This is a genomic window from Burkholderia sp. AU44665 (genome assembly GCF_030504405.1).
In the GTDB taxonomy this organism is placed as follows: Bacteria; Pseudomonadota; Gammaproteobacteria; order Burkholderiales; family Burkholderiaceae; genus Burkholderia; species Burkholderia semiarida.
This window is the reverse complement of the sequence record NZ_JAUJRI010000007.1, coordinates 272468-286845: the sequence shown is the minus strand read 5'-3', so window position 1 is coordinate 286845 and position 14378 is coordinate 272468. Positions and strand designations below refer to the sequence as shown.

Sequence of the window (14378 nt, the reverse complement as noted above, 5' to 3'; positions counted from 1 at the left end):
GCGCGCGTCGATTACCTGCGACGTAAGCAAATCGCGACAACCGCGCCGTGTCGCGCTTCCGGCCGCGAGCGCATCGATCGATGGACGACAGACGCAATCCCGCGACGCAATCCCGCAGCACACTCCATCACGCCCGCTTGCGCGCAGGCCGCACGACGGGCGCCGGTTCCAGCGGCTCGCTGGCCTGCTCGCACAGCCGGTCGAGCATCCGCTGTACGGCGCCCGTGCAATCCTCGCCGGCCGGCTTGTTTTCGATCGCGTCGATCAGCGTTTCCAGATGCTGCCGGTTCTGCGCGAGACGCCGTTCGAGCAGCGCGATTTCATCGACCTTGTGCCGCAGCGCGACCAGTAGTTCGTCGTGCGGCCATGCGCCGAGATCCGGCGGCAGCACCGCGCGGATTTCGTCGAGCGAGAAGCCCGCGCACTGCGCGCGATCGATGATCGCGAGCCGCGTCAACGCTTCCGGCCCGTATTCCCGATAACCGTTCGCCTGCCGGCGGGCCGGTTCGAGCAGGCCGCTCGCCTCGTAGAAGCGGATGCGCGACGCCGCGAGGCCGCTCGCCTTCGCCAGTTCGCCGATTTTCATGGTGGGCTCCAAAAGGGCTTGACCTTAAAGTTGACTTTAAAGTTATCGTTGGGCATCGTCAATCGAGGATGCTCACCATGAATCTGTTTGCGCCCCTGACACTGCCCAACGGGGCGGTGGTTCCGAACCGTCTGGCCAAGGCCGCGATGGAAGAAAACATGGCCGACGCGGACCACGCGCCGTCCGACGCGTTGCTGCGCCTGTACCAGGCGTGGGCCGACGGTCAGGTCGGCCTGATCCTGACCGGCAACGTGATGGTGGACGGCCGCGCGATGACGGGGCCGAACGGCGTCGTGCTCGAAAGCGACGCGCATCTCGATCGCTTCCGCCGCTGGGCGCAGATCGCGCGCTCGGGCGGTGGACACGTGTGGATGCAGATCAATCACCCTGGGCGCCAGATGCAGGCGGCGCTCGGCCAGACGACGCTCGCGCCGTCGGCCGTGCCGCTCGCGCTCGGCGCGCTGTCGAAGCAGTTTCCGGTGCCGAAGGAAATGACCGCAGCCGATATCGCCGACGTGCGGCAGCGCTTCGTGCGCGCCGCGCAGCTCGCCGAGCAAAGCGGCTTCACCGGCGTGCAGGTGCACGCGGCGCACGGCTATCTGCTGAGCCAGTTCCTGTCGCCGCTGACGAACCGCCGGCAGGACCAATGGGGCGGCAGCATCGAGAATCGCGCGCGTCTGCTGCTCGACATCGTGAAGGCGGTGCGCGCGGCGGTGTCGCCGGCCTTCGTCGTCGCGGTGAAGCTGAACTCGGCGGATTTCCAGCGCGGCGGCTTCAGCGCGGACGACGCGAAGCGCGTGGTCGAGCTGCTGAATCCGCTCGGCGTCGATCTCGTCGAACTGTCGGGCGGCAGCTATGAAGTGCCGGCGATGCAAGGCGAGGCACGCGATGGGCGCACGCTCGCGCGCGAAGCGTATTTCCTCGAATTCGCGCGCGACATCACCGCCGTCGCGCGGATGCCGCTGATGGTCACGGGCGGGATCCGCCGCCGTGCGGTGGCCGAGCAGGTGGTGGACAGCGGGGTGGCGATGGTCGGCATCGCGACCGCGCTGTCGATCGACCCGAACCTGCCGCGCGACTGGCGCGCCGGCAAGGACAGCGCGCCGGTGCTGCGGCCGATCCGCTGGAAAAACAAGGCGCTGGGCGCGCTGGCGAACATGGCCGTCGTCAAGTTCCAGCTCGCGCGGCTCAGCGAAGGGCGCCGCCCGCACCCGCGGGTGTCGCCGTTGCGCGCGCTGGTGCGGGAGCAACTGGCCGCGCAGTGCCAGACGCGGCGCTACCGGAAATGGATGGCCGGCCCGCGTGCGTGACGGCGCCTCCGGATCGGCGGCGGCGATGCCGAAGGCTGACCGGCGCGCCACCGCGCCCGTGCCCGTGCCGCTTTGCACGTTGCGCGGCGGCGTGCGCGCTCAGAAGCGGTAGTTCGCCAGCACCTCGAACCGCCGGTCGTTGCCGAGCAGATACTGCGTCTCGTTGTAGTACGCGGATTGCACGTAGCGGCGATTGAACACGTTGTACGCGCGTGCGGTGATCGTCGTGTCCTTGCGCGGCTTCCATGCGAGGCCGAGGTCGACGGTCGTGTACGACGGCATCACGAGCTGGTTCGCGGTATCGGCGAACCGCTTGCCCACGTACTTGACGCCCGCGATGCCCGTCCAGTCCGGTGCGAAGCGCCAGCTCACCCACAGGTTCGCGAGCCGCTGCGGCACCGACACCGGCACGTTGCCCGCGCGCGACACGGTCGCGCCGCCTGACGACTGCTGGAAATCGTCGTATTTCGCGCGCAGGATCGACACGTTCGCATCGACGCGCCAGTCCTTCGCGATCTCCGCGCCGACCGTCGCTTCCAGCCCGCGCGACGACTGCTGGCCGACCTGGATCGACTGGTTCGGGTTCACCGGGTCGGCCGTCAGCAGGTTGCTCTTGACGATCCGGTATGCGGCAAGCGTCCATTCGGCCTTGCCGTCGAGAAACGATTGCTTCACGCCGATCTCGATCTGCCGGCCGGTCGCGAGCGTGAAATTCGCCTTCGACGCATTGAGCGACAGCAGCGAGCTGACCGGATCGGCCGCGACCGAATACTGGCCGTACACGGCGAGGCCGGGCCGCACGTCGTACACGGTGCCGATGCGCCAGCCGGTATTCGCGAACACCTTCGTGAATGCGCCGCCGTTCACGAGATCGTCGCGGTTCACGCTCGCATGGTCGTAGCGCAGCCCGCCGATCACCGACCAGCGCGGCGTGATCTCGAGCCGGTTCTCCGCGAACAGCGCGTACTGGTTCGACTGGCTGCGGTACTTCGGAAACGTGCCAGCCGTATTGATGAAACGGCCCGGATCGAAGTCGAACGGGTCAACCGTCGACGTGCCCGCATACGGCGAGTTGTTGTCGTGCTGGAACGTCGTGTGGTTGAACTCGACGCCCGCCGAAAACGTGTTGCGCATCCCGAGCAGCACACTGCCGACGGTGGCCGTCGTCACGTTGCCGTACTGCTCCTGGTCGTGAAAGATCTCGGTGTAGCTGCTGCGCCGGACTTGCGCGCTCGACGGCAGATACGTGTAGTACTCCGCATCCTTCCAGTGACGGTTGCTCTTCATCCGGTACAGCGTGCTCGTCACGTTCAGGCCGTCGCTCGGCTGCCAGTTCGCCGATACGGTGGCCCAGCTGTCGCGGAACGCGATGTCGGCGTCGCCGACGTTGTAGTTCTTCTTGTCGAGCGCACGATCGCGCGCGCCGTTGACGAGCGGCACGCCGAAATACTGCATCGGATGCATGAAGCCCTGCGCGTACGACGCCGTCACGTACAGATCGGACGTCACGTCGTAGCGCAGCGCGCCGGAGACCGACAGGTTGCGCGAATTGCCGCGATCGACCCAGTTGGACGATCGATTGCCGCTGATGTCGAAGCGGTACGACAGCTTGTCGTTGATCGCGCCGCCGCTGCCGAATGCGGCGCGCGCCGTACCCTCGGTGCCGCCGCCGATCTGTAGTTCGTTGCGGATCGGCGTGCGCGTCGGCTTCTTCGGGACGATGTTGACCACGCCGCCGATCGCGCCTTCGCCGTAGATCACCGAGGCGGGGCCGCGCAGCACGTCGATATGGTCGACCGACCACGTGTCGAACGGGAACGTGACGCCGATCGCGCCGTACGGGCGCACGCCGTCGTACAGCTGCGTGACCGACGACGCGCCGACGAAGCCGCGCGCGGCGAGCTCCGAGTTGCCGTTGCCCGGATGCGGCGACGCGCTGATGCCGGCGGCGCGGCTCACGGCGTCGATGATCGAGCTGTCGCCGCGCGTGTCGAGCGTCGCGCGGCTGATCTGTTCGACGCTCGCGGGCGTTTCGAGGGGCGACAGCCCGAGATGGCTGCCCGTGTCGAGCGGTTGCGTCAGGGCGGGCGCCTTCTGCGCGTCGACGCGAATCGGTGCGAGCGTGGCGCCGGTGCTGTCAACGCCACTTTCCTGTGCCTGCCCGGCCGGCGACAGCGCCGCGAGCACGGCAGCAGGCAGCATCAATCTGAACTTCATTGTTTCGGGTTCCTTCGAATGGGGGAAGCGCTTGCATCGATCACGCCGCGGCGGCAGCCGCGCGGCCGAACAGCAGCCGATCGATCAACCAGACCGCGACGATCGTCAGCCCCATCAACGGGAAGACGATGCCGAGCAGCACGAGCCCGGCGATCCAGCCGCGCATCGGCGGCGTGCCGCGTTCGCGCGACGGTGCGCCCAGCGTCCCGGCCGGGCGGCGCTTCCACCACATCACGGTACCCGTGACGGCCATCGCGGCCAGCCCGAGCGACAGCACCGCGCAGATGATCTGGTTCGCGAGCCCGAAATATCGGCCCATGTGCAGCGACGTGCCGTACGACACGGCTCGCGATACCGCGCCGTAGTCGTCATAGCGGATGTCCTTCAAGACGGCGCCGCTGTACTGGTCGACGTAGATCGTGCGTTCGGCCTTCGGGTCGGCCGGAAAGTACGACGCGGTGAACACGCCGTCCGCGCCGGACGGCAGCGCGAGCGTGTAGCCGCTCGTCACGCCGAGCCCGGCGACGATCGCGATCGCGCGGGCCAGCGGCAGCGGCGCGGGCGTCGGCGCGGACGGCGAATGCGGCACGGGCACGTTGCCGACGGCCCACGGCGTCTGCGGCAACGGCAGGTCGTCCATCACCATTCCCGGCATCGCTTCGCCGGAATCGTGGTGATGGCCGGACGGCGCGGCCGCCTGCGCACGCGCAGTCTCGGGCGTCGCTGCGGCGCCGGGGCGCGTCGAGCGTACCGACGCACCGCCCCACGCGCCTTCCGGCGCGCCGAGGTTCACGGTCGCGGCGAGCGCCTTGAAGTTCTTGCCCCACGAGCCCGACCACGGCAGCCCGGACAGGATGAACGCGATCGTGCCGGCCGCGAGCCAGATACCGGCCGTCGCGTGAAGGTTCTTCCACAGCGGCCGGCCGCGCAGCGACAGGTCGGGCCGCAGCGCGCGCCCGACGCGTGCCGCGCCGCGCGGCCACCACAGCGCGATGCCGGTGCCGATCATCACGAAGGTCCAGCAGGCGGCGAGTTCCAGCAGCAACTCGCCGGTCTTGCCGAGCAGCAGCTTGCGATGCAGCATCCGGTCGACCTGCATGAAGCGGTTCTCGACGCTGAGCGTGCCGAGCACGCTGCCGTCGTACGGGTTCACGTACACGCTCTCGCGGCTGCCGTCGCGCAGCCGGAAAACGTACTCGGCGCTGCGATCCGGCGCGGTGGCGACCTGCACGGAAATCGGCGTCGCGCCGGCCGGCATCGCGGTGCGGGCGCGGGCGAGCAGCGTGTCGGCATCGAGTCGCGGCGTCGCGCGCGGCTCGACGATCAGCCGGTGCGGATACAGCAGCGGCTCGATCTGCGGCTGGAAGCAATAGAGCGTGCCCGTGATCGCGAGGATCACGAGAAACGGCATCACGAACAGGCCGGCATAGAAATGCCAGCGCCAGAGCGTCCGGTAACCGGCGCTGGCGGAACGGGCGGGCGAGATGGCCCGATCGACGGTGGTCGACATGGTGTGAACTCCTCGGGTTCGTCGAGCGGCGGGAGCGGCGTGGGCCGGCTGCCGTCGACGTGCGTCACACCCGCGTGCGTGCATCGCCGCAGGCAGGCGGCGCGGCCCGCCGCGCAAACGGTGCGCGGGGCGGCGCCGCCCGCGCGAGGCGGGCATGCGAGTGAACGCGTGAATCAGGTCGGGTGAAACGAACGGCGTGAACGCGCATGCACGTCGACGTGCACGCGCCACGGGGCGGAACGTTCAGCAGAACAGAGGAGGCGCGCGGGAGGGCGGGCGATCGTCGAATATCGATCGCACGAAAGGAAGGCTGTCGAATTGAACGCGGAAGCGCCGCGGCGGCGCCGCGGGGAACAGCAGCACCAGCAGCGCGAACGATGCGAGCGCGGTGAACAGCGCGGCGCCGAATGCGCACAGGCCGTCGCCGTGGCCGGAGGGCGCGGCCTTGTCGGCGTGCGCGTCATGCTCGAGCGCGTCGACGAGCGCGCGCGCATCGTTGGCCGGCGTGATCGGCGCGCTCGCGTCGAAGCGGGCGGCCAGCGCGGCGCTCGTGACGATCAGCGGGCCTTGGCCGGAACACAGCACCACCGAGCCCGCATCCGGACCGTCCGGATCGAGCATCACGGCGCCCGACATCAGCGCGCGGGACAGCAGCGTCACGAGGAGGAACCCCCACAGCAACTGTCGCGCGACGCCTGGCCGGAGCAGGAAGCGGCGAAGTGCGTTCATGGCGCGCGATTGTACCTCCGTTTGCGCGGAGGGGCAGGCGGGCCGTGCGTGTGCCGTGGGGCGAATCACGCATGGCCGGCGTGGCCGCGCCGGTCCTGCGCGACCTCCGGTCGGTTGCGCCCGCTCACACCGGATACGCGTCGTCGACCTTCAGGTTCGCGAGCCGGAACAGCGTGCGCAGCGTCTGCGGATGGATGTCGCGGTGCGCGGCGAGCGACGTCAGCATGAAGTCGAGCACCTTCGCGTAGCGGAGCAGCACGAGGCAGCGTGCGAGATCGGGCGCGCGGCCGCGCATGTCTTCGGCGAGCGTGACCATTTGCGTCGACAGCGTGCGCGCCATCTCGAGTTCCATCTGCTGTTTTTCGGTCCAGTCGGGCAGCGGCTGTTCGAGCACCTTCGCGAGGAAGAGCTGGAACGACGAATCGGACGAGTTGGGCTGCGCATCCATGAAGAGCCTCGTTGCGTGTGCATATCGTACGGGCGGATCCGTGGAGCGCCCGAGGGTGAATCATGTCCGCGCGGTATGGGGCGCGGCTTCTGCCCGAACGGAATGCAGATTCCGTACCAGCCCCGTCGGACGATTGTTGAGCAATGTTGAGCCGTGATACGGCATCGGTCGGCGAGTCCCGCCGGGACTGGATCGCGCAGGCGATCGAGGAGGGTGTCTACGGGCGGGAGGTGGGCAGCGTCGGGCGCCCGAAGCGACTCGACGACGCGAAATGCTTCACGGATGTAACGTAACGCGGGCGTCCGGCATGTCGCGCATTCGCGCCGGCGAACGGCCGACCCGGCGCGTGCCGGGCGGTTCGCCATGCCCGCCGTGCGTTCGCCGACGGGAAACGGCTGCATGGAGCGCGCGCCGCCGCATCGCGCGAACCGGCGGCGAATGCGCCGGTTGTTTCAAAACAGAGACGGTCCGGCGCGCGGCGATCGGTTGCATGGTCACGCAACTGGCCCAGCGAATCGCCGCGCAATTGTCCATGGGCACACGGTGCGGGTTTGCCGACAATCTCCCGATCATCTCCCGAGGTGCGACATGAACGCCCACGCCTTCTTCTCCGCCAACCTGCTGCTTGCCTACACCGCCTATTTCATCGGCACGGCCAGCCCCGGCCCCAGCAATCTCGCGATCATGTCGGTCGCCGCGAACCAGGGCCGCAAGGCGGCGCTCGCGTTCGCGCTCGGCGTGATTTCGGGGTCGATGTTCTGGGCAACGGTGGCGGCGCTCGGCGTCTCGGCCGCGCTGCTCGCGTGGTCGAAGCTGCTGGTCGCGATCAAGGTGTTCGGCGGGCTGTACCTGCTGTGGCTCGCGTTCAAGTCGGGGCGCATGGCGCTGTCGGGCCCGCCGGCTGCAACCGCGAACGCGGCGCGCGAGCAGCGGCTGTCGCGTTTCTACGTGCGCGGCGCGATGCTGCACCTGACCAATCCGAAGGCGATCCTCGTGTGGGTGTCGATCGTCGCGCTGTCGTCGAACGGCGCGGGCGGCGCGCACGGCGCCGTCGTGCCGGGCTGCCTCGCGATCGGTTGCGTGGTGTTCGGCGGCTACGCGCTGGTGTTCTCGATGGACGGTGCGCGCCGGCTGTACGTGCGCGGGCGGCGTGCGATGGAAGCGTGTCTGGCCGTCGTGTTCGGCGTGGCGGGCGTTCGGCTGCTGGCGACGAACGTTTAGCCGTGCAGCGTGTACCGGAGCCTGCGCCGCACCGGCGTGCGACGGAGGTTCCGGCATCGATCAAGCCGGCTTCAGAAAATGAAGCCCGTATTGATGAACTTCGAGTGGTGATCCGACACGATCGAGTCGAGCAACTGCTTGCTGCTGTCGGTCTGCTTCGCCGCGACCATCGAGCGAATCGAGAACGCGCGCAGCGCGTCGCTCACCGACAGCGTGCCTTCCGCCGAATCCTTGCGCCCCGCGAACGGGAACACGTCGGGCCCGCGCTGGCACTGACAGTTGATGTTCACGCGGCACACCTGGTTCACGAGCGGATCGACGAGCGCGCCGATCTGCGCCGGATCGGAACCGAAGATGCTGACCTGCTGGCCGTGCTCCGACGTCGTCACGTAGTCGAGCGCGGTATCGACGTCGTCGAACGGCGCGACCGGAATGATCGGCCCGAATTGCTCCTCGCGGTACAGCTTCATTCCTTCGGACACCGGATACACGACGGCCGGGTAGAACAGCGTCTTGCTGAACTCGCCGCCCTGGTGGTTGACGACCTGCGCGCCTTTCGCCTTCGCGTCGTCGATCGCGTCGGTCATGTACGCGGTGCGATGCATGCCCGGCAGCGGCGTGATGCTGACGCCCTTTTCCCACGGCATGCCGATCTTCAGCTGTTCGAGCGCGGCGGTGAAGCGCTTCAGGAATTCGTCGACGATCGAGCGATGCACGAGCAGCATCTTCAGCGCGGTGCAGCGCTGGCCGTTGAACGACAGCGCGCCGAGCAGGCACTCCTTCACGGTGAGGTCGAGATCGGCGTCGGGCAGCACGATCGCCGCGTTCTTCGCGTCGAGGCCGAGGATCGCGCGCAGCCGGTGCGACTTCGGGTGCTGCTTCTTCAGGTGATCGGCGACCTTGCTCGAGCCGATCAGCGCGAGCACGTTGATCTTGCCCGACGCGAGCATGTGCGGCACGACCACCGCGCCCGGTGCGTAGATCGTGTTGATCACGCCCTTCGGGAACGCGTCGCGGAACGCCTCGAGCAGCGGTTCGAACAGCAGCGTGCCGTACTGCGGCGGCTTGAACACCACGGTGTTGCCCATCAGCAGCGCGGGGATCAGCGTCGCGAAGGTTTCGTTCAGCGGATAGTTGTACGGGCCCATGCACAGCACGACGCCGAGCGGCGTGCGGCGGATCTGGCCGATCGTGCCTTCCGCGATCACGAAGCGCGAGTTCGCGTTGTCGAGCTCCTTCAGCGCGTCGATCGTCTGCGTCATGTAGGTGACGGTGCGGTCGAACTCCTTCTGCGAATCGGCGAGGCTCTTGCCGATCTCCCACATGATCAGGTTCACGACGAGTTCGCGCTGCGCGACCATCCGTTTGATGAAGTCCTGCATGCACGCGATGCGCTGCTCGACCTTCATCGTCGGCCACTCGCCGCGGCCGGCGTCGTACGCGCGCACCGCGGCGTCGAGCGCCGCGTCGCTTTCCGTTTCGCCCATCACCGGGTAGCTGCCGATCTCGACCTGCTCGACGCTGCCGTCCGCCTGCCGCACGCATACCGGCGACAGCACGGTCTTGGTGGCGCCGTCCCACGGTCGCAATTCGCCGTCGACGAGCGACACGCGCTGGTGGATCGGCGAAGCCAGCCGGAATTCGGCGGGAATCTCTTGTAACGCGGGAAACAGGTGCTGCAGGGAGGCGGAATCGGGCATGACGGTCTCGTTTGACGGGGTGTCCGGGAAGGACGGGCGATGCGAATCCTGAGCGGAATGATCCTCGATCCTGAATCGGCATCATGACGCGCACGCGGCTGCACGTCACGCGCGAATGTGGCCGATCCGGCGAATGGAACCAGTTCCATTTAAAAGGAACGCCGCAGCGAATGCAACAACGCGGAATCACGTCGCAATTACCGTAAGTATTTAGAAAGACTGTTTCCGAATCGCCGGCATAGCCGTGCGGGTGCAATCGCAAACGTTTTACTTCGGCCGAATTGAGCGGATAATGGCGCGACGCGGTGAGGAAAAAAATGCAGTGAACCTGAGAGCAGACGCAGTGAAGAACAGAAGAAGATCCGCCGCGCCGCCGATACGAGGTCGGCTGCCCGGAGCGCCGGGTCGGGGTTGCCCGGTCCGGCGCGCACCGGACGATTGAATCGGTCGCGCCTGCTTGTCTCGATCCTTCGTGATCCTCTCCAGCTTCTCCATCGCCGTATCCCGAATCCCGCCTTTTACCGATCGTCGCCACACGAGACGATCGATTCAATTCTTTCGTTTACGTTACGAATCAAGCCGCTCGACGGCCTGAAACGGAAAGGTATTCGTCAGGAATACAGAGCGCGCTCCACGTCCGCGTTGCGGGCAGGCGACATGCCGCAAATTAATTAAAAACACGAATCATTCTCGTTTATTATTTCGCCGCATTACGAGCCGTGACCGGACGTCACGGCTTTTTTCGTGCCGGGTGCGCGGCCGGCGTGCCCCGTTCGTCGCTTTCTTCACTACCTCTACGTTCACGATGAAACTCAACAAGAGCGCGTGCCATGCGCTTCTGATCGCCACGTCGCTGGCCGGCGCCCGCACTTCGTTTGCGCAGGCGAGCGACGCCGCGGCGACACTGCCCGCGATTTCCGTCAACGCGGCCGCCGAGCACGCGTCGTACGACGGCGGCCATTCGCGCGCGGCGACCAAGACCGACATGTCGCTGATGGACGTGCCGCAGACCGTGAACGTCGTGCCGCACGCGGTGATCGAGGATCAGAACGCGACGTCGCTGCAGGACGCGTTGCGCAACGTGCCGGGCGTCGGCTTCTCGGTCGGCGACGGCCAGCGCGACCAGATCACGATCCGCGGCTTCAACAGCATCACGGACCAGTACGTCGACGGCATTCGCGACGACGCGCTCTACTACCGCGACCTGTCGAACGTCGACCGCGTGGAGGTGCTGAAGGGGCCGGCGGCCGTGCTGTACGGGCGCGGCTCGGCGGGCGGCATCGTGAACCGCGTGCTGAAGCGGCCGCAGGCGAACCCGGTGAACGACGTGGGCGTGACGCTCGGCACGCGCGGCGAGCGGCGCGGCGAGTTCGACCTCGGCTGGAACGCGAACGACGCGGCGCGCTTTCGCATGACCGGCGCGGCCGAGAATTCGAACAGCTTCCGCGACAAATTCCAGCTCAACCGGCAGGCGATCGCGCCGTCCGCGCAGTTCAAGCTCGACAGCGACACGGTGCTGAACGTCGAATTCGACTACCTGCACGACCGCCGCACGTCCGACCAGGGGATTCCCGCGTATCGCGGCCGGCCGGTCGACGTGCCGATCAACACGTACTACGGGTCGGCCGACGGCGGGAACAGTTCGTACAACGACGTCTCCGCGAAAAGCGCGACGGTGTCGCTCGATCACCGCTTCAACGATTCGCTGTCGTTTCACGGCGCGATCCGCGCGTACGACTTCTCGCTCGAGCGGAAGAACTACGTGACGTACGAGCCGATCAAGACCGCCGCGCACCCGGTCGTCACGCTCGACCAGTCGACGCGCCAGCGCACCGACCACGGCATCGACGGGCTGTTCGAGCTCACGCAGAAGACGTCGCTGTTCGGCATGCGCCACGAGCTGCTGTACGGGCTGGAGCTGTCGCAGCAGCAGAAGTTCGACACGATCTACAGCGTGACGAAGGTCGCGAACTACGATCTCTTCAATCCGCAGCCGGTCGTCCTGCCCGGCGTGCCGATCGGCGCGCGTGCGAAGACGAACGCGTCGACCGTCGTCGGGCTCGCGGGCGTGTACGCGCAGGACCTGATCTCGCTGACCGAACACTGGAAGGTGCTCGCCGGCCTGCGCTTCGACTACCTGAACCAGATCCGCCACGACTACACGTCGTCGAACGTCAATCTCGACCGCACCGATCACGCGTGGAGCCCGCGTGTCGGCCTGATCTACGAACCGCTCGACTGGCTCACGCTGTACGGGTCGTTCAGCCAGTCGTTCTCGCCGCTGGCCGACACGCTGATCAGTTCCGGCGCGTTCTCGAACGGCGCCGCGCTCGCACCGCAGAAGACCACCGCGTATGAAGTCGGCTCGCGCTTCGACCTTGGCGGCAAGGCGACGGCCAGCGTCGCGCTGTTCGACATGCGCCAGACCAACCAGCAGATCGGCGACCCGGCGAATCCCGGCTATGCGCTGCCGATCGGCACGCAGCACGTGCGCGGGATGGAGCTCGGCTTCACCGGCGAGATCGCGCCGAAGTGGTCGGTGTATGCGGGTTACGCGTACCTGAACGGCACTGTGGACGGTTCCGCGCAATCGACGGCGGCCGGCCTCTCGCTGTCGAGCAACACGCCGGGGCTGATGCCGCGCCACAGCGCGAGCCTGTGGCTCAAGCGCGAGCTGCCGTACGGCTTCTATGCGGCGGCCGGCATGCAGTTCCAGTCGGCGCGCTATACGTCGGCGAGCGATCTCGTCACGCTGCCGTCGTTCACGGTGTTCAACCTGGGCGCCGGCTATCGCAGCAAGAAGGTCGACGTGACGCTCACGCTCGACAACCTGTTCAATCGCCGCTACTTCATCGCCGCGCACGGCAACGCGGACCTGTACAACATGCCGGGCGATCCGCGCACGCTGACCGCCACGGTGAAGTGGCACATGTAACGCACGCGGTGCGCGACAATGCGGGTCTTCGTCACGACGACCCGCGCCCCTGACTGCCCATGATCCGCCACACGATCGATGTATCGAGCCTGACCGGCTGCGCCCGCGCGCTGTTTCTATCGTTGCTGGTATGCGGCCCGGTCGCGGCCGGTGCGCAGACGATCGCGGCGGATGCCGAGCCGGGGTGCCACGCGATGCATGTCGACCGGACGATCACGCTGTCGGGGCGCTACGCGCTCGACTACGGCGACGAATCGCTCGGGTCGGACGTGTGGTTCGAAGAGGACGATGCGTCCGCCCGGCGCTTGCCTGATCGCTCGCAACGCGCGGGCGTGATCGTTTTCACGAACCAGCGCGAGGCGGCCCGCGGGCTGCGGCTACCCGCGGCGCAGCCGCGCGGCGTATGCCGGTTCGACGGGCGCGCAACGCTCGTGATTCGCGATCTGGAGACCGCGTGCCCGGGGCTGGAAACGCCCGATCGCGCGCGGCTGCTGAGGGTCGTGGCAGCCGACGTGCCGGCGCGGCACGCCTGCGGCGCCACCGCGCCATGACGCCGGCGCGGCGGCGCCCTTACTCGACGTCCTCGTCGTCCGCCTCGTCGGCGTCGTGCGCGTCGCGCTCGGGCGCCGCATACGCGCTTGCCTGTTCGAGCAGCCACCCGCGAAACGATTCCAGCGGCTTGCTGTGGCTGAACTCCGTCGGATATACGAGGTAGTACGCCGAATCGCCGACGGTGGCCGCATCGCACGGTACGACGAGGCCGAGCTGCTGCAACTGTTCCTCGACGAAGAACTTCGGCACGAGCGCGACGCCGAGCCCGGCCGCCGCCGCGCTGATCAGCATCGTATGCAATTCGTAGCGCACGCCCTGCATCGTGCGGATGTCCTCGACGCCGTGCGTCTCGAACCACTGCGCCCACGCGCCGGGGCGCGTGGTCGAGTGCAGCAGCGGATACGCGAGCAGATCCTCGACGCGCTCGACGGGCCCCTTCAGCAGCGCGGGGGAGCAGATCGGCACGACTTCCTCGCCGAACAGGTAGTCGGACGACGTGCCGGGCCAGGTCGGCTTGCCGTAGTGGATCGCGGCTTCGAAGTGCGTGTCCTCGAACGAGAACAGGTCGGTGCGGCTGCCCATGTTCACGCGCACGTCGGGCGTGCGGTCGTAGAAGCTCTTGATGCGCGGGATCAGCCAGTGCGACGCGAAGGTCGGCAGCACCGCGAGTTCCAGGTAGCCGCCGCCGCTGCCGTGCGCGATGATCGACAGCGTGTCGCGGTCGAGCGCCTCCAGCGCGCGCCGCACCTGCGTGCCGTACAGCTTGCCGGCGCGCGTCAGCACGACGCGCTGCTTCACGCGCGCGAACAGCCGCACGCCGAGGCTCGCTTCGAGCGTCGCGATCTGCCGCGACACGGCGCTTTCGGTCAGGAACAGCTCCTTGGCCGCGTGCGTGAAGCTCTCATGGCGGGCAGCGGCTTCGAAGGCCACGAGCGCACCCATGTTGGGGATCTTGAATTTGCGCATGATGCTCGTTTTGTCTGATGGACGGAGCCGCCCGGCACCGGGGCGATGCCGGCGAAGAACGATCGATAATTCCAAAAACTCATCACATATCAATTTAATCTCGCTTTACGCGCCGCTGCAACCCTTTGAATAATGCTTGCCATGCAAGGTCAGGCGCCCGTGGGCGGCCGGCCGACGAGTGGCCGGCGCGCTTGCCGGCGGGTC

General features: G+C 67.5%; 11 protein-coding genes. 4 read left to right on the top strand and 7 right to left on the bottom strand.

Annotation, left to right across the window (positions count from 1 at the left end; genetic code table 11):
- Nucleotides 1–127 precede the first annotated feature (127 nt).
- The gene (locus QZM15_RS17685; protein WP_124862863.1) at nt 128–586 is read right to left on the bottom strand and encodes a MerR family transcriptional regulator; all 459 of its coding nucleotides are present in this window, start codon (nt 584–586) and stop codon (nt 128–130) included.
- A gap of 77 nt (nt 587–663) precedes the next feature.
- Here QZM15_RS17685 and QZM15_RS17680 point away from each other — a divergent pair, with 77 nt between their 5' ends.
- A complete protein-coding gene (locus tag QZM15_RS17680) occupies nt 664–1896 on the top strand; it encodes an NADH:flavin oxidoreductase/NADH oxidase family protein (protein ID WP_099317853.1) in 1233 nt (410 codons plus the stop codon).
- Between the two features lie 99 nt (nt 1897–1995).
- Here the strand turns inward: QZM15_RS17680 and QZM15_RS17675 are convergent, their stop codons facing one another.
- The 4 genes from QZM15_RS17675 to QZM15_RS17660 form a co-directional block, all read right to left on the bottom strand.
- Nucleotides 1996–4113, bottom strand: coding sequence for a TonB-dependent siderophore receptor (locus QZM15_RS17675; RefSeq protein ID WP_302106907.1), 2118 nt, complete (start codon nt 4111–4113; stop codon nt 1996–1998).
- Between the two features lie 40 nt (nt 4114–4153).
- Complete coding sequence (locus QZM15_RS17670; RefSeq protein ID WP_302106906.1) at nt 4154–5623, bottom strand: PepSY domain-containing protein; 1470 nt, start codon at nt 5621–5623, stop codon at nt 4154–4156.
- A 243-nt stretch (nt 5624–5866) separates the two neighbouring features.
- The gene (locus QZM15_RS17665; protein WP_059579802.1) at nt 5867–6352 is read right to left on the bottom strand and encodes a hypothetical protein; all 486 of its coding nucleotides are present in this window, start codon (nt 6350–6352) and stop codon (nt 5867–5869) included.
- Between the two features lie 124 nt (nt 6353–6476).
- Nucleotides 6477–6800, bottom strand: a complete 324-nt coding sequence (locus QZM15_RS17660; RefSeq protein ID WP_034205546.1) for a hypothetical protein — start codon at nt 6798–6800, stop codon at nt 6477–6479.
- A 588-nt stretch (nt 6801–7388) separates the two neighbouring features.
- Here QZM15_RS17660 and QZM15_RS17655 point away from each other — a divergent pair.
- A complete protein-coding gene (locus QZM15_RS17655) occupies nt 7389–8021 on the top strand; it encodes a LysE family translocator (RefSeq protein ID WP_059579804.1) in 633 nt (210 codons plus the stop codon).
- Nucleotides 8022–8092: 71 nt separating this feature from the next.
- On the opposite strand, the gene QZM15_RS17650 is transcribed toward QZM15_RS17655, so the two are convergent.
- The gene (locus QZM15_RS17650) at nt 8093–9721 is read right to left on the bottom strand and encodes an NADP-dependent glyceraldehyde-3-phosphate dehydrogenase (protein ID WP_059579806.1); all 1629 of its coding nucleotides are present in this window, start codon (nt 9719–9721) and stop codon (nt 8093–8095) included.
- 805 nt (nt 9722–10526) lie between these two features.
- On the opposite strand from QZM15_RS17650, the gene QZM15_RS17645 reads away from it, so the two are divergent.
- Nucleotides 10527–12656 (top strand): TonB-dependent siderophore receptor, encoded by a 2130-nt coding sequence (locus QZM15_RS17645; RefSeq protein ID WP_059579808.1) that lies wholly within the window; start codon nt 10527–10529, stop codon nt 12654–12656.
- Between the two features lie 59 nt (nt 12657–12715).
- Nucleotides 12716–13207 carry a hypothetical protein gene (locus QZM15_RS17640; protein WP_302106905.1) on the top strand — a complete coding sequence of 164 codons (492 nt, stop codon included), beginning with the start codon at nt 12716–12718 and terminating at the stop codon, nt 13205–13207.
- 19 nt (nt 13208–13226) lie between these two features.
- Here the strand turns inward: QZM15_RS17640 and QZM15_RS17635 are convergent, their stop codons facing one another.
- Entirely contained in the window at nt 13227–14174 is a 948-nt protein-coding gene (locus tag QZM15_RS17635; RefSeq protein ID WP_060315994.1) for a LysR family transcriptional regulator, read from the bottom strand.
- Nucleotides 14175–14378: the final 204 nt, after the last annotated feature.